Consider the following 17570-nt stretch of genomic DNA (forward strand, 5'->3'; position numbering starts at 1 on the left):
GTGAGATGCCCGGCATACATCTCCACCGCTACCGCTACCGCTGATGGTGAGTCACCATCAGCGGTAGCGCTCAGGCGGGCGGCGCGGATGGTCGCGGCGCGGTGTCAGGCCTGGTCGTGGAGTTGGGTGCGGGTGGTCTCGGCCTGTTCGGCGATGGTGGCCAGGACCGGCGGCGGGACATGCTTCTCGCGGAACGTCTCCACCATCTGGTCGAGAACGGCGTCGGCCTGTTTGAGGTCGTGAGCGCGGGCGTGAGCGCGGGCCAGGCGGCGCATGGCTTCGTTGAGGGTGATGTTGTCGACCCCGGCGTCGGTACCGGGGTCGAGGGTGGTCTCCACGACCGCGCCGAGCTGTTCGATGCTGGTGGCGGTGTCGGCGGGCCGGACGCCGATGCCGTCCTTGCCGAGGGTCAGGAAGTGGCGGCCGGCGTTGGTGCCCTTGACCATGTGCGCGTACACGGCCAGCGGGTGGTCGGGGTGGGCGGTGATGAGCTCATCCAGGGCGGCGTTGCCGTCGGCCAGTTGCGGGGCGTCGGAGCCGAGCAGCGCCAGCAGGGTGCCCTGCTGGGAGCCCATCAGCAGGTCGCCGGCCTGCCGGTCCTGCTCGCTCTGCGGCGAGCTGATCTGGATGGTGCGCTCTGCTGAGACGACGGTGGAGCCGTCGGGAACCTTGCACAGGGCGCGCAGCCGGTAGGTGCCGGGTGTGGGGAAGGTGAGGCCGTCGGCGCCGTAGCCGATGTAGGCGCTGTCGTAGAGGGCGGGGGTGGCGGCGTCGAGGGTGACGCGGCGGTCGGGGTTGCCACAGTGGCGGGCGATGGGTCGGAAGGGGTGGATGTCTCCGGCCGGGTCGGTGACCAGGATGGTCAGGTTCTCGCCGCGGGGGCTGAGGTTGGGGAAGGCGTCGGCCTGGCCGGTGCTGCCGTCCAGGGACAGCTTGATCTCGGTGACGACGGGTTCCCCGTGGGAGAAGGACTCGCGGCCGTACAGCTCCAGCCGCAGCCCGGACCGGCCGGCCGGGGGCAGGGCGAACTCCTTCAACGGGAGACGGTAGGCGCCACCGACACCGACCTCCAAGCCCAGACCGCCCATGACGACGTTGCGGTAGAAGCCGTGGCGCAGATGCCGCAGTTCATTGTCGGTGAACTGGTAGGCGAAGGCCGCCCAGAAGGCGTCCTCGCCCTGCTCTCCGTTCGGACCCTGGTACTTATGCTCGTAGTTCATCCACGACAGGTCGCCGTAGCCGCCCCGCGGCCCGAGCGGCTGCGGCGGCTTGGCGATGGTCTTGTCCCAGCTGTGCACCAGGTTGAAGGCGTGGCCGAGCTCATGCACCCAGGTGTGGAGCTCCGTGCGTGTTCCGGCCAGCTGCTGCATGACCATCTCGGTGTGGAACACGGCCATGCCTTGGCGTGGCGATCCTTCGCGGTCGAACATGACGCCCTGGGTGCCGTCGTCGTCGACGTGGCGGGTGGCGATGAAGCTCCACAACTTCCACTGCTCGGTGTCCCGGTGGCCGCTGAAGTTGTTTTCCATCGCGGCGTGCAGCTCGGCATCGGACCACCTCAGGTCCTCGCCCGCCTCCTGAACGGCGACCTCGTTGACGACGGTGCCGGCCGTGCGCAGTTCGATCCCGGCCTCGGCGAAGGCTGACTGGACGGTGATGATCTTCTTGGCCAGGCCGGCCGGGCGGGGGTGGGTGGTGGTGGCGTACGGGGTGGCCGGTTGGGTGCCGGCCATGGCGTCGACCTCCCAGTCGATGGTGCGCAGGAACCGGGAGACGTAGGCGCAGGTGAAGGTGGTGGCGTTTGTCCCGTCGTCCGCGCTGTGGGTGAGGGTGGCGGTGCCGCCGGGGGCGAGCTTGTCCACCTGCACCGAGATCTTGGGCGTCTGGGTGGGTTTGGCGAAGGTCGCGGTGCCGGAGATGGTGGCGGGCAACGTGACGGGCTGGCTGCCCTCCAGGACGAAGGAGTTGACGTACGCACCCGTGGAGACGGAGAACGTGTCACCGGAGATCACCGGCAGCGCGCCCACCAGATCGACGCGCAGATCGATGCGCACATCGCCGGTTGTCCCGTCGAAACGCCCCGCGGCCGGCAGCCGGGGTGTTCGGTAGGCGGCGGGTAGGGCGCCGAGCCCCGGCAGGACCTGCGCCCACGAGCCGATCTTCGTGGGCCCGTCGATCCAGTGGAAGTCCATCGCCTGGTCGCCCTTGATGAACACGGTCCGGTTGTTGCCTCCGGCATAGAGCATCAGGGCGTCGTCGAAGTCGCCGCGCATGTGCGTGGGGAGCATCTTCCACCCCGCCTCACCTCGTCCGATCAGAGGCCCTTCGTACTCGACGCCCCGCCCCCAGACGAGCAGCGCGCACCGCTCGCGCTTGATCAGGAGGGTCTTCCACGGTGTGCCCGCCACCTGCATCGCGACGTCCACGTCGCTGCGGTATTCGGCCGGGAGGTGGGGCCCGAAGTCCGGCAGGCCGGTGATCGGTCCCTCGTACTTCTGTCCGGTGTTCCAATCCCAGTCCAGGCACCGGTCGCCGGCGATGAACACCGTCCGCGTGGTGGTGGGCGGGACATGGAGGTCGAGCGCCGCCTCGGTGCAACTGGCGTAAGGCTCGGGCAGTCTCAGTGGCGGGATGTCTGTCAGCGGCCCCTCCCACTCCAGCGCCGTCTCCGTGATTTGCGCGACCCGCTCGCCCCGCAGGAATCTCGTTCTCCAGGGGGCTTCCCGTGTCGGGATGATCCCGGTGAACCCTGTGGTCTTGGCCCGCATGAACGCCATTGCTCGCCTCCCGGCCGGGCCCTGCGGGCCCATGCCCATGACGCTAGGAGAGCACATTGACGCTCACAACGATCAAGAGAGGATCACTGCCTGTCAGGTTGGACCGAAACAACTAGAGCGGGACTCACCTTTCTATTACGGATCACCTCTTACCCCTCGGCTTCGCCTTGGCTTCCTGTCGCGCCACGATCGGTAGCGCCTGCACCCGTCCCTCTGTCTCGGCGCGGAGCCACAGGTCCAGGCCGCCGGGCACCCGACCTTCGACCCGGCCGCCAAGAGGGTAGGTCATCGGCTCAGCCACCCCGGTCCCTCAGCCTCGGAACAAGACAGCCGTAAACATCGCCCTCTCATGGCCACATCCGGCCATCATCAGCGCAGCAGTCGCGGCATCCCGCAACTGACTCATTGCTGCATGCTCCGGCCGTCCCCGCTGTGCGGCGGAGCGCCAAAATCCGGTCCGATCCTCCCCAAAGGCCTGTAGGACAGCGCGTTCAACAGGTCAGGCCGGTCGTCGGTGGCGAGTTTGCCGCTGATCTTCTCCTCGAAGACCTTCCAGCAGATGGGGTCGAGGGCGTCGTGCTGCCGCTGGGTGTTCTGCTTGTCAGTGCTGACCCGGACCAGGCCGATGAGCGCCATCGAAGAGCGCCCTCCGTTCATCAAACGTGCCGCGAAAGGCAGCTGAACGGTTTGGCGGGGTACGGCAGCGTGTTCCGACGGATTCCCGTTCGCGTTCGTCAGACGTTCGTTAGATGAACGCCCCAGACACGGGCCTCCGCTCCTTGAACAGTCCTCCTGCCGCCTACGGAAGATCGTCTGCGTCCGGGATCCACCGCACCGTATCTGCTGGGCGGCGTCCAGGGCGGCCCGTCCGACCACCTGGCCGGAATCGTCGTCGGTGGTGTCCAGCGCGACGTAGATCGCGGCTTGGACGGTCTCCCACTCCTGCTGGAGTTGTCGGCGGGTCATACTGTCGTGCGGCTCCAGCTCCCGGTAGATCCGTTGGGTCTGGCGCATCAGGTCCTCGTAGGTCGCTGCGGCTGAGTCCGGGGTCTCCTTCACGACTCCCGCGTTGACACCGTCTGTTTCGCCACGCTGGTCAGATCTCGTCGTCGTCCTCGGCGCCGTCTGGGGCGCGCAGGTCGCGGATGGCGCCGGGGGCCAAGTCGGGCAGGGCGAAGGTGTAGGTGCCGTGGACGCCGAGGTGGGAGTGGACGAACGGCGAGAGCCGGGCCATCGAACGCGGCCGGGATCGGAACGACGAACCGCATCCCGTCGACCGCGGCGACCAGGCCGCCGCCCCACGCTTGTGCCAGGAGCGCGAACCCGAGCTTCATGTGCTCGCCCCGCTGCCGCCCCACCAGCGCCCGATCCTCGTCATCGAGGAAGAACACCCGCTCCAGATCAGCCTGCGACGGCGGCCCCACGAACCGCCCGTACGCGGCCGCCTCATCATCAGTCAGAAAGTCCACCGCCGGCATACGCCGCAAAGTAGGACCGACCCACCAGTAACCCACCCACAGCTACCGAACCGTTACAGGATTCCTGTCCCTGAAGCCCCACCCGCATCGGAACGGTCAGTCACGGCAAGACGAGCTCGCCGGGCTCCTTAACGTGACTGGCCGTTCGGTTGCTGCTCAAGCCCCGTCTCGGCCGCGGCGGTCCTCATCCTGTGGGGTCTGGGCTACGGGGCCGTCCCGGTCACCTTCCAGACCTGGATCCTCAACGCCGCTCCGGACGCCGCCTCGTCGCTGTGTGTGTCGATGTTCAACCTGTCCATCGCGCTCGGCGCCCTCGCCGGCGGCCTGGCCGTCGATGCGCTCTCCGTGACCAGTACGGCATGGATCGGTGCCGGGCTGGTCCAGCTGCTCCGGGGAGTTCGGTCCGCCTGGATCAGGAAGGTCACGGCGACACCCGAGCGCCCCCGCGGGTCGGTGGTCGGGCCTTCGACCCGCACCGCGGGCAGTGTCGCCAGCGCCTGGTAGGCGGCGCCGCGCACCTGTGGGGAGGCGGGCAGCTGGTACAGGAGCGAGGCCAGGGTGCGCGGCAGTGCGTCCTCCGCCGGACCGGCGCCGTCGTCTCTGCCGATCGCCTCAAGGGCCCGCCTCTTCGGCGCTTCAGGGTCGGCGGCCAGCTCCGCACGCAGCCGTTCAGCGAGCACAGTCCTGCGGCAAGCGCCGCGCTGCTGGTTGGCCAGCACGCGGCGGGCCACCCCGTACGGCCACAGCAGCGACTCTTACCGCCATCCCGGCTGGGTTCACGGTAATTCCTTCGATCCAGCTGACCAGATCTCCCATGCTTCAAGAATGTCATCGACACCTGCGACACCCAAGAATGTGAATGTGGACGCCGCAATGCCGGACAGCACGACCCAGTATGTCTCCCAAGACATTCTCCCCCGCTGCACTTCCTTGCGAAAACGCTCTGCGAGAGAAATGGAAAGAAAAATAGGACCGAAAAGTAGCCCGAGGAGAAATAGGCCCTGCGTAACCGACAGTTCCTCATCGGGGGCAAATCCGGCGGATTGCACGTATCTTGCCGACAGGACAATCCCGGCGATAATCCCTAAGATCCCCCAGATCACATCCAGGCTGTCGCTGATTTCGTCTTTGTTTTCGCCGCCGTCATCCGCCATACGCCCCCTCCCCGTTTCGAATTGATCAAGCCGCGAAGCCTTCCGTCGTGGGTACGTCGCACAACAAGCGGCGTACGTCGAGCACCAGGCCATACAGCTAAGGCGGCGGCGACCTGGTCCATGAGTTCAGCCGGTAGCCGCTGATCTTCCGGCCGCCGGACGAGACCCCTGAGGGGTTGTTTCCATGCCCGTCATTCTGGCCCAACGTGCGTGGATCGCACAGGAATTCCGTCGATGTGAGCACTGCCGTTACGGCTCATGTGAGCACGGAGACCGGTTGTCCGGGCGTCATGCAGTTGCGGGGCGAGTGCGGCCTTCTACGGCATCTTCTCGATGGCGAGCCCCAGCGGCACGTACAGGTGGGGCTCGGCGGTGACGATCGGCCATCCGGTCTGCACGGCGATCAGGCAGCAGTGCGCGGCGCACACGTCGCGGCGCAGCTCGGGGTGGGGGGCGGCCAGGTAGGCGGCGTTCTCGAGGTCGACCCTGTCGCTGAGCGCGTGGAGCGCGATCCCGGGGGAGGTCACCAGGTCGAAGAGTGTCTGCTGGGCCGCGGGGCGCAGGGCGATGGTCACCTGGTAGGCCGAGGCGGGGACCGCCAGGGTGGCGCCGTCGCGCGTGGCGACGTTCAGCAACGTCCGCCGGTAGACCTCGGGGGCGGCCGAGTATTGCAGCAGCGCGGAATGGTCGAAGATCTTGCCGTTCACGCGCTGGCCCGTGCCGGGTCCTCGTCGCCGTGCCAGAACTGCTCCATGCGGGCGACGAGCGAGGGGTCGTGTCTGCGCATCTCCTCGACCGCCTGGCCGGCCTCGGCGATCTGGCCGGGAGTGGCGATGCGCACGGCCGAGACGAAGGTGCCGTACAGCCTCGCCCTGAGCTCATCGGGTCCGGGGGTCCGTGACTGCGCCTGATCACTCATGCCCTTCACCATAGCGTGGCACGTTCTTTCCCTCGCGGTTAACGCCGCTCCGGTTCCAGAGTTATAAATCTACATTGTAAAGGCGCTCGGCCGGGTCCAAGATCATTTACAACGGACTAAAGACTCAATCCCCGAAAAACAGGGCCTTGCGCGGACGTGAGGGGAGCGGGGTGGTTCCGGTCCGGCGGGTGGGTACGGCGGCGCCGGCCGAGGTCTTCTCAGGAGAGGGCGCGGGTGCGGGGGCGCAGGGCGCCGGCCGAGGCGGCCATGAAGGCGGCCAGCAGGGCGGGGATGGCCAGGGCGCCGGGCAGGCCGATGATCTCGGCGGCGCCGCCGATGATGGCGGGCCCGGCGACGAGCCCGGCGTAGCCGACGGTGGCGACCTGGGCGATGGCCTGTCCAGCGTGGGCGGGGTCGTGGTTTCCGGCGGCGGAGAAGACCTGGGGGACGATGGTGGCCAGGCCGAGGCCGAACAGGGCGAAGCCGGTGATGGCGACGGGGATCTGGCCGATGAGCAGGGCGGTGGCCAGGCCGAGGGCGGCGATGAGGCCGGAGTAGCGGACCAGGCGGACGGGGCCGAGGTGGAGGGCGAGGCGGTCTCCGGCGAAGCGGCCGGCGGTCATGGCGGTGGAGAAGACGGCGAAGCCGAGGGCGGCGACGCCTTGGGGGGCGTGGAGGTCTTCGAAGAGGTAGACGGCGGTCCAGTCGACGGCTGCGCCTTCGCCGACGAGTCCGGCGAAGGCGACGACGCCCATGAGGACGATCCAGCCGGACCAGCGGGCGTGGACGGGGGGTGTGGTGGGTCGGGTGGTGGGGTGGGGGGTGTGGAGGAGGTGGCGTCGGGCGTAGAGGGAGATGAGGGCGAGGGGGATACCGGTGGCGGCCAGGGTGGTGCCGGCGCTGAGGTCGAGCCAGGCGAACAGTCCGCCGACGCCTGCGCCGATGAGGCCGCCGACGCTGTACATGCCGTGGAAGGAGGACATGATGGGGCGGCGGTAGGCGCGTTCGACTTCGACGCCGTGGGCGTTCATGGCGACGTCGAGGGAGGCGTTGATGAGGCCGTACAGGAACAGGGCGGTGATGAGGAGGGGGAGGGTGGGGGCGTAGCCGGGGGGGATGAGGGCGAGGGAGGTGGCGATGGCGGCGGGGGTGAGGAGGCGGGCGCTGCCGAGGCGGTCGGTGAGGCGTCCGGCGAAGCGCATGCCGATGACGAGGCCGGTGGCGATGGCCAGGAGGCCGTAGCTGAGTTGTCCGTCGCTGAGGCCGAGGTCGTGTTTGACGGCGGGGATGCGGGCGGCCCAGGCGCCGGAGGCGGTGCCGAGGAGGGTGAAGAAGTAGGCCACGGCTCGGCGGGCGTTGGTGGCCTGCTGGGTGGGTGTGTGGCTCATGGGTGTCCCTGGGGTGGTCGGCTCAGGGTGTCGTTCGGTCAGGTGGGGTGGGTGGTGGGCTTGGTCATCCTGTTTTCAGGTGGTCTTGGTCGTTGGTGAGGGTGAGGGCGGCGGCTTGGATCTTGTCCATGACGGTGGACAGGTCGTGGAGGGTGGGGGTGTCGAGGAGTTGGAGGAGGCGGCGGAAGTCGGCGAGGCCGGCGTCGGTGATCTGTTCGGTGAGGGTGTGGCCGGCGGGGGTGAGTTCGACGCGGCGGATGCGGCGGTCGTTGGGGTCTTCGCGGCGGGTGACGAGGCCGTGGCCGATGAGGCGGTCGACGATGCCGGTGACGGTGCCGAGGCCGACGCCGAGGTGGTGGGCGAGGTCTTGGCCGGAGGCGGAGTCCTGGAGGGACAGGATCATGACGACCTTGAGTTGGCGCATGGTGAGGTTGGAGTCGAACAGGGGTGAGGGGGGGCGGTGCTGGGCGAGGAGTCGTCCCAGGTCGCGTTGGATTGCGCCGATCCGGTGGATCAGCTGGTCGCGTTCGTCGTTCACACTCACCTCTCGCTTCCTGAGAAGGTTATCAGGATTGCTAGAGGGCGTTAAATATTCGTGCAATGCGAAGTGTTAGTGTGGGCAAAACTTATTGTGACGTCCCCCTTTAGGAGTCCGCCCCCATGACCGCCTTGGCCAGGTTGAGCCTTGCCAACCGCAGCCTCGTCATAATGATCGCGGTCGTGTTGAGCGCGTTCGGCGCCTTCGCGATCCCGTCGCTGAAACAGCAGTTGCTGCCTTCGCTGTCCTTCCCCGGCGCGTTCGTGGTCGCCGCTTATCCGGGTGCCTCCCCTGAGATCGTGGAGGAGCAGGTCACCGAGCCGATCGAGAACAGCTTCCAGGGGGTGGAGGGTGTCACGGAGGTGACTTCCACCTCGGCTGAGGGGGTGTCGCAGGTTCAGGTGGCGTTCGAGTACGGCACCGACATCGACGCGGCGGTCGGGGAGATGCAGCAGGCGGTGTCGCGGATCGGCGCCCAGCTGCCCGACGGGGTGGATCCGCAGGTGCTGGCGGGTGGGACCGATGACATCCCGGTGCTGGTGCTGGCGGTGGAGGCCGGCGGTGACGAGCGGGCGATGGCTGATCGGCTTGAGCGGATCATGGTGCCGGAGCTGCAGGGCGTCGAGGGGGTCCGTGAGGCGACGGTGACCGGTACGCGGGAGGAGACCGTGGTGGTCACTCCGGATGCCAGGAAGCTGGCGGCGCGGGGGTTGGCGCCGACGGCGGTGACCGATGCGTTGCGTGGCAACGGTCAGCCGGTCCCGGCGGGGAGTCTGGTGGAGGACAAGGCGTCGCTGACGGTTCAGGTGGGCCGGCGGATCGCCTCGGTGGAGGATCTGCGCAATCTCTATCTGGTGCCTGCGGCTCCGGTGCAGGCGCAGATGCCGCAGCAGGCGCAGCTTCAGCAGCTTCAGCAGGGGCGTCAGGTGCCGGGGCAGGGCGGGGCGCAGGTGCCGCAGCAGGTGCGGCGTCCGGCGGCGCCGCAGCCGGTGAAGCTGGGTGAGGTGGCCGATGTCGAGCGGTCGCCTGCGCAGCGTACTTCGTTGACGCGTACCAATGGTGAGCCGAGCCTTGGGGTGTCGGTGACGATGACGCCTGACGGCAACGCGGTGGCGATCTCTCATGCGGTGCGGGAGAAGTTGCCGGAGATGGTGCGGGCGATCGGTGATTCCTCCGAGGTGACGGTGGTCTTCGATCAGGCGCCGTATGTGGAGCGTTCGATCGAGGATCTGACGACCGAGGGTCTGCTGGGGCTGGCTTTCGCGGTGCTGGTCATTTTGATCTTCTTGTTGTCGGTGCGTTCGACGTTGGTGACGGCGGTGTCGATCCCGCTGTCGGTGGTGATCGCGTTGATGGCGCTGTGGCTGGGGGATTACTCCCTCAACATGCTGACGCTGGGGGCGCTGACGATCGCGGTGGGCCGTGTGGTGGACGACTCGATCGTGGTGTTGGAGAACATCAAGCGGCATCTGGGGTACGGCGAGGCCAAGCGTGATGCCGTTGTGGCGGGTGTGCGTGAGGTGAGCGGGGCGGTGACGGCCTCGACGCTGACGACGGTGGCGGTGTTCCTGCCGATCGCGGTGGTCGGCGGCATGGTGGGGCAGTTGTTCGCGCCGTTCGCGATCACGGTGACGGTGGCGTTGCTGGCGTCGTTGCTGGTGTCGTTGACGGTGATTCCGGTGCTGGCGTACTGGTTTTTGAAGGCGCCGGTGCTCAGTGCGGAGCAGGCGCGTGTGGTGCGTGAGGAGGCCGAGGCCAAGGAGCTGCGTAGTCCGTTGCAGCGGGCTTATCTGCCGGTGCTGCGGTTCGCGACGCGGCGGCGGCTGGTCACGGTCCTGGTCGGTGTTGTGATCTTCGTGGGGACGATGGGGCTGGCCGGGCGGTTGGAGACCAACTTCCTGGACTCCTCGGGTCAGAACACGGTCTCCATCAGTCAGCGGATGCCGGCCGGCACGGATCTGGCGACCACGGACGCGGCGGCCAAGAAGGTGGAGGAGGTGCTGTCGTCGTTCAAGGAGGTGGAGGACTACCAGGTCAACGTGGGCTCCGGTGGTGGGTTCATGGGGGCGGCCAGTGGCGGTGGCGGTGATCGGGCCTCTTACTCGGTGACGGTGGCCGAGGGGGTCGACACCGCTGTGCTGGAGGGGGAGCTGCGTGATCGGCTCAAGGGGCTGGCGGATGCCGGTGAGATCACTGTGGGCGGCGCTCAGGGGGGTCCGGGCGGTGGTTCGACCAACCAGCTTCAGGTGATCGTGCAGGCTCCGGACGATGCGACGCTGCGCAGCGCCGCTGAGGCGGTGCGCGGTGTGATGGCCGGTCTGGGCGGGCTGCGGGATGTCTCTTCCAACCTGGAGGCCAGTGCTGAGCGTGTCGAGGTCCGGGTGGATCGCAGGAAGGCGGCGGCCAAGGGGCTGACCGAGACGCAGATCGGTCAGTTGGTGGCGCAGCGGTTCCGTGGTGCGCCGCTGGGTCAGGTGACCGTGGACGGGCGGGCCAGTGATCTGATCGTGCGGGCCGGTGAGGCGCCGCGGGATGTGAAGGCGATCGGTGCTCTGAAGCTGCCCAGTGCGGCTGGGGAGGTCGAGCTGGCGGATGTGGCGAAGGTTGCCAAGGTCGAGGGTCCGACGCAGGTGACGCGGATCGACGGTGAGCGCAGTGCGACGGTCTCGGGTACGGCCACCGGTAGTGACCTGGGCAGTGTGACGTCGGCTCTGACGGCGAAGCTGAAGGCTCTGTCGTTGCCGGCGGGGGCGGATTTCGCCATCGGCGGTGTCAGTGCCGACCAGGCGGAGGCGTTCGGTCAGTTGGGGCTGGCGATGCTGGCGGCCATCGCGATCGTCTTCATGATCATGGTGGCGACGTTCCGGAGTTTCGTGCAGCCGCTGGTGTTGCTGGTGTCGGTGCCGTTCGCGGCGACGGGTGCGATCGGTCTGTTGCTGGCGACGGGCACTCCGATGGGTGTTCCGGCGTTGATCGGCATGTTGATGCTGATCGGCATCGTGGTGACCAACGCCATCGTGCTGATCGATCTGATCAACCAGTACCGGCAGCAGGGGCTGGGCGTGGTGGAGGCGGTGATCGAGGGTGGCCGGCGGCGTCTGCGGCCGATCCTGATGACCGCGGTGGCGACGATCTTCGCGTTGATCCCGATGGCGCTGGGTCTGACCGGGTCGGGCGGGTTCATCTCCCAGCCGCTGGCGATCGTGGTGATCGGTGGTCTGCTGTCGTCGACGCTGCTGACGCTGGTGCTGGTGCCGACGTTGTATGTGATGTTGGAGCGGACCAAGGAGCGGTTCGGCCGGCGTTCGGCGGGGGGCAGGCACGGGGCCGAGGTGAAGGTCTACGACGCCGGTGAGCTGACCGCGGCGCGGTAGCGGGCTCCGCCGGGTGCCGTGAGGGGGGTGCCGGTCGCCGCGTGGTGGTCTTCCGCCGCGCGGCGATCGGCTTTTCCGGGCCGGGCGGGGTGGTCTCGGGCGGGTGGGGGTGACCCTGTGCGGGGCGTGGTGGCGGGGCCGCAATAGACTGAGGCAACGTGACTGCCAAGCCGCGTATCCCCAATGTCCTGGCCGCCCGCTATGCCTCGGCGGAGCTGGCCCGTCTGTGGTCTCCTGAGTACAAGGTGGTGGCCGAGCGCCGCCTGTGGCTGGCGGTGCTGGCCGCGCAGGCGGAGCTCGGGGTGTCGGTGCCCGCTCAGGCGGTGGCCGACTACGAGAAGGTCGTCGAGCGGGTGGATCTGGCCTCCATCGCCGAGCGGGAGCGGGTGACCCGTCATGATGTGAAGGCCCGTATCGAGGAGTTCAACGCCCTGGCCGGGCATGAGCATGTGCACAAGGGGATGACCTCGCGTGATCTGACCGAGAATGTCGAGCAGTTGCAGATCCGCGACAGCCTGCTGGTGGTGCGGGATCGGTGTGTGGCGTTGCTGGCGCGGCTGGGGGCGCTGGCGGCCGAGCATTCGGGCACGGTGATGGCGGGGCGTTCGCACAATGTGGCGGCGCAGTCGACCACGCTGGGCAAGCGTTTCGCGTCGGCGGCCGATGAGCTGCTGGTGGCTTTCGCCCGGTTGGAGGAGTTGATCGGCCGTTATCCGCTGCGGGGTGTGAAGGGCCCGGTGGGCACCGCTCAGGACATGCTGGATCTGCTGGGCGGTGACCGGGGCAGGCTGGCGGAGCTGGAGGACCGGGTGGCGGCGCATCTGGGGTTCGCGCACCGGCTGACCAGTGTGGGGCAGGTCTATCCTCGTTCGCTGGACTATGAGGTGGTCACGGCGCTGGTGCAGCTGGCCGCGGCCCCTTCCTCGCTGGCCAAGACGGTCCGGTTGATGGCCGGGCACGAGCTGGTCACCGAGGGTTTCGCCGAGGGCCAGGTCGGCTCTTCGGCGATGCCGCACAAGATGAACACCCGTTCGTGCGAGCGGGTCAACGGCCTGATGGTGATCTTGCGCGGGTATGCCTCCATGACCGGTGAGCTGGCGGGTGACCAGTGGAACGAGGGGGATGTGTCCTGCTCGGTGGTGCGGCGGGTGGCGCTGCCGGATGCGTTCTTCGCCTTCGACGGGCTGGTGGAGACGATGTTGACGGTGCTTTCGGAGTTCGGGGCGTTCCCGGCGGTCATCGCCGCCGAGCTGGACCGGTATCTGCCGTTCCTGGCGACGACGAAGATGCTGATGGCCGCGGTGCGGGCGGGGGTGGGCCGGGAGAGCGCCCATGAGCTGATCAAGGAGCACGCGGTCGCCTCGGCGCTGGCGATGCGTGAGCGGGGCGCCGGCAACGAGTTGCTGGAGCGGCTAGCGGCCGATGAGCGTTTCCCGCTGGATGCCGCGGGGCTGGCCGGGCTGCTGGAGCAGCGGATCGCCTTCACCGGGGCGGCGGCCGAGCAGGTGGAGTCGGTGGTGGCGCGCGTGGGGGAGATCACCGCCCGGTATCCGGAGGCGGCCGCTTACACGCCTGGGGCGATCCTCTGAACGCTGTGGAGCTGAGGGCCGCCGCCGAGGTGGCGGCGGCCTGTGATGACGACACGCTGGTGGTGTGGGCGGCGCAGGGCATGCGCGGCGGGGTCCGGGCGTGGGCGCTGGGGGATGCCGTGGCGGTGGCGAGCCCGGATCTGAACCGGCGTGACCGTCTGACGGTGCGCGGCGGGGCGGGTGAGGTGGCCGCCGTGCTGCGGCTGGCGCTGCCGGAGCTGGGGCCGTCGTATCGGCTGCTGGGGGAGCGGGCGCTGGTGGCGGAGCTGTCGGAGCGGCTGCCGTGGGTGGGGCAGGTGTGGTCGTTCGAGTGGATGGACACCGGCCGGGCGGCGGCGGAGCGGGCGGCGGCGGGGCCGGCGGGGTGGCTGCGGGACGCCGATGCGGAGGTGGGCGCGCTGCTGGCGCAGGCGTCGCCGTCGTCGTGGGCGGTGCCGGGGCTGGCGGGGGTCCGCCGCTGGGCGGGGCTGCGCGCGGACGGCGGGGCGTTGGTGGCCGCGGCGGCCGACGCCTGGTCCTGCCCTGAGGTGGGGTTCGTCGCCGGGGTGGCCACCGCCGCCGCCCATCGCGGCCGGGGGTACGGCCGGCAGGTGTGCGGGTTCGTCTTCGCCGCTCTGGCGGCCGAGCACGGGCGGGTGGCGTTGATGGTCGACAGTGACAACCGGGCCGCGATCGGCCTGTATGAGGGGCTGGGGATGCGGGGCCGGGCGGTGTCGGCGGCGACGTTGGAAGGGTGAGGCGGAGCGGGGCGGCGGCGGTGTTCACTGCGTGTTTCACGGCGTGGGGGAGCGGGGGGAAAACCTGGTGCGTCGGGCGGTCACGCCCGGCAAAGTGGACGGAATGATGTCCAGTTTTGTGCCTGGTCTGGAGCTTTCGCGTACCTTCTATGCGCAGGTCGTGCGGCCGTTGGTCGCCGACGTTCCCCACAGTGCGGCGTTGGTCGGGTCCGGCTCGGAGGTGCTGGCGTTCGACACCGAGCGCTCCACCGACCATGACTGGGGGCCGCGGGTGGTGCTGTTCGTGGCCCCCGAGGCCGTCGGGCCGGTGCGGGAGTCGGTCACCGCGGCGCTGCCGCCGGTCTTCGGCGGCTATCCCACCGCCTTCGGCGCCGGACACGGCGTGGAGGTCACCGGCGCCGCCGCCTGGCTGAGCGGGCGGCTGGGGTTCGATCCGCTGGAGGGGGTCGGGGCGCTGGACTGGCTGGCCACGCCCTGGCAGCGGCTGGCGGAGGTCACCTGCGGGGAGGTCTTCCACGACGGGCTGGAGGTGCTGGAAGGCGCCCGCGCCGCGCTGCGCTGGTATCCCGGTGACCTATGGCGGTATGTGCTGGCCTGTCAGTGGCGGCGCCTGGCCCAGCGGGAGGCCTTCCCCGGCCGGTGCGGGGAGGTCGGTGACGATCTCGGTTCGGCCGTGCTGACCGCGGGCCTGGCCGATGACCTGATGCGGCTGGTGCTGCTGATGCGCCGCCGCTATCCGCCGTACGGCAAATGGCTCGGCAGCGCCTTCGCCCGTCTGCCGGGTACGGCAGAGCTCGGTGACGCGCTGTCGGGTGCGCTGGGCGCCGGGGACTGGCGGAGCCGGCAACGGCATCTGGGCCGCGCTTATGAGCGGGTGGCCCAGATGCACAACCGGCTGGGCCTGGGCGAGGTCCTGGAGACCACGACGCGGGCCTATCACAGGCGGCCGTTCGAGGTCATCGACGCCCAGCGGTTCGCCGACGCGCTCACCGCCTCGATCGCCGACCCGTGGGTGCGGGCGCTGCCGCCGACCGGTTCGGTCGACCAGTTCGGCGGTTCGGCCGATCTGCTCATGTGCCCGCGGCGGTGCCGGGCGGTGACGCGGGCCGTACTGGAAGGGAGCGAGGGGGGTGAGGGGGGCCTTTAGGCGGCGACCGGCTCGCGGGCGGCGCCCAGCATGCGCCGCTCGAACCACAGCGAGGTGAACGGGGGCACCGCGCACGCCAGGCCCAGCACGACCGTGCCGGCACCCCAGCGGGCCTCGCGGGCGGCGGCCAGCACCCCGGCGACGTACAGCACGAACAGTGCGCCGTGGATCGGACCGAAGATCTTCACCCCGAGGTCGCCCGAGTCCACGATGTATTTGAAGAACATGCCGACGAGCAATCCCGCCCATGAACACGCCTCGGCGATCGCCACATAACGGAACAGACGCAGTGCGGTCGGCACAGCGGACACCTCTCCTCAGGTCGGGAACGCCCCCAGCTTAGGGGGAGGGGGGACAGGTCCGGCCGCCGGTGCCGCCGATCACCGCCGGCCGGGGGCGACCGCCCTGCCCCTGCCGGCGCCACGGCGCGGCAGGGGCAGGGCGGGGGAGGGGTCAGCGCCGGGCGCGGTCGGCGTTGGCGTGGACGGCCTGGCGGATGTAGGCGGTCAGCCCGGCCGCCACCTGCTCGTAGCCGGCCGAGAAACGGGGATCGGCCACATACGTGTCGGCCAGGCCGCGGTGGATGTCGTAGGAGCAGTCGTAGCACCAGCGGGTGATGTGCGCCCGGTGCTGTTCGGCCAGCTCCATCGCCCGCTCGCCGTCGGCCGGCAGGCCGCCGGCGAGGGCCTGGGCGAATTCGGCCACCGTCTGGGCGGCCTCGACCTTGAAACGCCTCCAGTCGTCCTTGGTCATCGCGGCCATGCGCCGCCGCGACTGCGTGTAGGGCTCGGTGCCGCCCCAGCGCTCACGCACCTCAGCGTCATACCTTTCTGGGATGAAATCCCCGAAAACGGTGAAGCGTTCCTCGGGGGTCAACGAGATGTCCATGCTGTATGCCTCCATGGCGTGTTCCACGGCCGCGGCCATCGCCCGCAGCCGGCCGATGCGCCGGGTGAGCAGCTCGTGCTGGCGCCGCAGGTGCGTCAGCGTGTCGGTGCCGGATTCGTCGAGGATGACGGCGATCTCCTCCAGGGGGAAGCCGAGCTCACGGTAGAACAGCACGTGCTGCAGCCGCTGCAGGTCCGCCTGGCTGTAGCGGCGGTAGCCGGCGGCGGTGCGCCGCCCGGGCGGCATCAGGCCGATGTCGTCGTAGTGGTGCAGCGTGCGCACGCTCACCCCGGCGAGCCGGGCCACCTGCCCGACCGAGTAGTCCATGGAGTCCACGGCGCCCCTTCGCTGTCGCCTCCTGCCGGTGGCCGTGCCCCAGCATGAACCCTCCCGTTACGGGAGGGTCAACCCGCCCCGGGAACCGGGCGCACCGGCATGGTGCCCGCCCCGCGAGGTGAGCCGGCGCGGGAGGGTCACGGCAGGGTGAGCACGCGCGGCCCCGCCTCGGTGACGGCCACCGTGTGCTCGACGTGGACCGCGCGGCTGCCGTCGGTGCTCGACAGGGCCCACCCGTCCGGCGCCGTCAGGTAGCCGTCGCCGCCCCCGGCGATGAACATCGGCTCGATCGCCAGCACCAGACCCGGCCGCAGCGCCATCCCGCGCCCGGGACGGCCCCGGTTGGGCACGTGCGGGTCCTCGTGCATGGCCCGGCCGATGCCGTGCCCGCCGAAGTCGTCGGGGATTCCGCAGCCGGCCTGACGCCCGACCCGCGCCACGGCGTGAGCGACGTCGCCCAGGCGCCCTCCCGGCACGCACGCGGCGATCGCCGCCTGCAGCGCGGCCTCGGCGGTGGCGATCAGCTCCAGATCGGCGCGGCGGGCCGGGCCGACGACGAAGCTGATCGCCGAGTCTGCCGCCCAGCCGTCCAGGTAGGCGCCGCAGTCGACGCTCAGCAGGTCCCCGGCGCGCAGCCGGTAGCCGTCAGGGATGCCGTGCACGATCACCTCGTTGACCGAGGCGCAGATCACCGCGGGGAACGGCGTCGGCGCGAAGGCGGGCTTGTAGTGCAGGAACGCCGACCGGGCACCCGCCTGGGCGATCACCGTCCGGGCGACCTCGTCCAGCTCCAGCAGGCTGACCCCCGGCGCCGCGTGCCCGCGCACCGCCTCCAGCGCGCGGGCCACCACCCGGCCCGCCTCGCGCATCGCGTCCACCTCGGCCGCGGTCTTGATCTCCACCATGTGCCACACTCCCGGTTGCCCAATACATATACCGGTATTGTTATCACGGTTGATAGGGTGGTCGGTATGGTGCGACCTCCGCTGACCCAGCTCGACCACGAACGCGGCCACCGCCTGGGCGCGATCCTGCGCCAGGCGCGCGGCCCCCGCAGCATGGCCGAGGTGGCCGCCGCCGCGGGGCTGTCGGCCGAGACCCTCCGCAAGATCGAGACCGGCCGGGTGCCGACCCCGGCCTTCTTCACCATCGCCGCCCTCGCCCACGCCCTGGGCATCTCCCTGGACGTCCTGGCCGAGGTGGCCGCCGCCGAACACGCCGCCTGAACGGACCCCGGACAGGAGG

Annotated in this window: 17 protein-coding genes and 1 pseudogene; 5 read left to right on the forward strand and 13 right to left on the reverse strand. The window is 69.6% G+C overall.

Features of this window, described 5'->3' with window-relative positions; genetic code table 11:
• Positions 1–104 precede the first annotated feature (104 nt).
• The 10 genes and pseudogenes from ACZ6R6_RS25690 to ACZ6R6_RS25735 all read right to left on the reverse strand — a co-directional run bounded on the left by ACZ6R6_RS25690 (position 105) and on the right by ACZ6R6_RS25735 (position 8260).
• Positions 105–2777, reverse strand: a complete 2673-nt coding sequence (locus ACZ6R6_RS25690; RefSeq protein ID WP_470097321.1) for a hypothetical protein — start codon at positions 2775–2777, stop codon at positions 105–107.
• A gap of 402 nt (positions 2778–3179) precedes the next feature.
• Positions 3180–3836 (reverse strand): recombinase family protein, encoded by a 657-nt coding sequence (locus ACZ6R6_RS25695; RefSeq protein WP_470097323.1) that lies wholly within the window; start codon positions 3834–3836, stop codon positions 3180–3182.
• Positions 3837–3873: 37 nt separating this feature from the next.
• The gene (locus ACZ6R6_RS25700; protein WP_470097508.1) at positions 3874–4011 is read right to left on the reverse strand and encodes a hypothetical protein; all 138 of its coding nucleotides are present in this window, start codon (positions 4009–4011) and stop codon (positions 3874–3876) included.
• An 88-nt stretch (positions 4012–4099) separates the two neighbouring features.
• Positions 4100–4255 (reverse strand): annotated as a pseudogene (locus ACZ6R6_RS25705) (DUF4158 domain-containing protein); the annotation flags it as partial.
• A gap of 203 nt (positions 4256–4458) precedes the next feature.
• Entirely contained in the window at positions 4459–4974 is a 516-nt protein-coding gene (locus tag ACZ6R6_RS25710; RefSeq protein WP_470097325.1) for a hypothetical protein, read from the reverse strand.
• Between the two features lie 57 nt (positions 4975–5031).
• A complete protein-coding gene (locus ACZ6R6_RS25715) occupies positions 5032–5409 on the reverse strand; it encodes a hypothetical protein (RefSeq protein WP_470097327.1) in 378 nt (125 codons plus the stop codon).
• A 317-nt stretch (positions 5410–5726) separates the two neighbouring features.
• The gene (locus ACZ6R6_RS25720) at positions 5727–6116 is read right to left on the reverse strand and encodes a hypothetical protein (protein WP_470097329.1); all 390 of its coding nucleotides are present in this window, start codon (positions 6114–6116) and stop codon (positions 5727–5729) included.
• Positions 6113–6328, reverse strand: a complete 216-nt coding sequence (locus tag ACZ6R6_RS25725) for a hypothetical protein (RefSeq protein ID WP_470097331.1) — start codon at positions 6326–6328, stop codon at positions 6113–6115. Before ACZ6R6_RS25725 ends, ACZ6R6_RS25720 begins: the two co-directional genes overlap by 4 nt.
• A 218-nt stretch (positions 6329–6546) precedes the next feature.
• On the reverse strand, positions 6547–7716 hold the full coding sequence (locus ACZ6R6_RS25730) for an MFS transporter (protein WP_470097333.1): 1170 nt from the start codon (positions 7714–7716) through the stop codon (positions 6547–6549).
• 64 nt (positions 7717–7780) lie between these two features.
• Complete coding sequence (locus ACZ6R6_RS25735) at positions 7781–8260, reverse strand: MarR family winged helix-turn-helix transcriptional regulator (protein ID WP_470097335.1); 480 nt, start codon at positions 8258–8260, stop codon at positions 7781–7783.
• A 116-nt stretch (positions 8261–8376) separates the two neighbouring features.
• On the opposite strand from ACZ6R6_RS25735, the gene ACZ6R6_RS25740 reads away from it, so the two are divergent.
• The 4 genes from ACZ6R6_RS25740 (at position 8377) to ACZ6R6_RS25755 (ending at position 15101) form a co-directional block, all read left to right on the forward strand.
• Positions 8377–11628, forward strand: coding sequence for an efflux RND transporter permease subunit (locus ACZ6R6_RS25740; protein ID WP_470097337.1), 3252 nt, complete (start codon positions 8377–8379; stop codon positions 11626–11628).
• A 158-nt stretch (positions 11629–11786) separates the two neighbouring features.
• Entirely contained in the window at positions 11787–13217 is a 1431-nt protein-coding gene (gene purB / locus ACZ6R6_RS25745) for an adenylosuccinate lyase (RefSeq protein WP_470097339.1), read from the forward strand.
• A 5-nt stretch (positions 13218–13222) separates the two neighbouring features.
• Positions 13223–13954 carry a GNAT family N-acetyltransferase gene (locus ACZ6R6_RS25750; RefSeq protein ID WP_470097341.1) on the forward strand — a complete coding sequence of 244 codons (732 nt, stop codon included), beginning with the start codon at positions 13223–13225 and terminating at the stop codon, positions 13952–13954.
• 160 nt (positions 13955–14114) lie between these two features.
• On the forward strand, positions 14115–15101 hold the full coding sequence (locus tag ACZ6R6_RS25755) for a DUF4037 domain-containing protein (RefSeq protein ID WP_470097343.1): 987 nt from the start codon (positions 14115–14117) through the stop codon (positions 15099–15101).
• On the opposite strand, the gene ACZ6R6_RS25760 is transcribed toward ACZ6R6_RS25755, so the two are convergent.
• From ACZ6R6_RS25760 to map, 3 genes are all read right to left on the reverse strand, one after another.
• A complete protein-coding gene (locus ACZ6R6_RS25760) occupies positions 15098–15403 on the reverse strand; it encodes a DUF3817 domain-containing protein (protein WP_470097345.1) in 306 nt (101 codons plus the stop codon). The two genes, ACZ6R6_RS25755 and ACZ6R6_RS25760, sit on opposite strands and share 4 nt — an antisense overlap.
• A 151-nt stretch (positions 15404–15554) precedes the next feature.
• Entirely contained in the window at positions 15555–16316 is a 762-nt protein-coding gene (locus ACZ6R6_RS25765) for a MerR family transcriptional regulator (RefSeq protein ID WP_470097498.1), read from the reverse strand.
• Positions 16317–16462: 146 nt separating this feature from the next.
• The gene (gene map, locus ACZ6R6_RS25770; RefSeq protein WP_470097347.1) at positions 16463–17230 is read right to left on the reverse strand and encodes a type I methionyl aminopeptidase; all 768 of its coding nucleotides are present in this window, start codon (positions 17228–17230) and stop codon (positions 16463–16465) included.
• A 66-nt stretch (positions 17231–17296) separates the two neighbouring features.
• On the opposite strand from map, the gene ACZ6R6_RS25775 reads away from it, so the two are divergent.
• Positions 17297–17551, forward strand: a complete 255-nt coding sequence (locus ACZ6R6_RS25775; RefSeq protein WP_306871184.1) for a helix-turn-helix domain-containing protein — start codon at positions 17297–17299, stop codon at positions 17549–17551.
• Positions 17552–17570 lie beyond the last annotated feature (19 nt).

The organism is Streptosporangium sp. NPDC048886 (genome assembly GCF_055586905.1).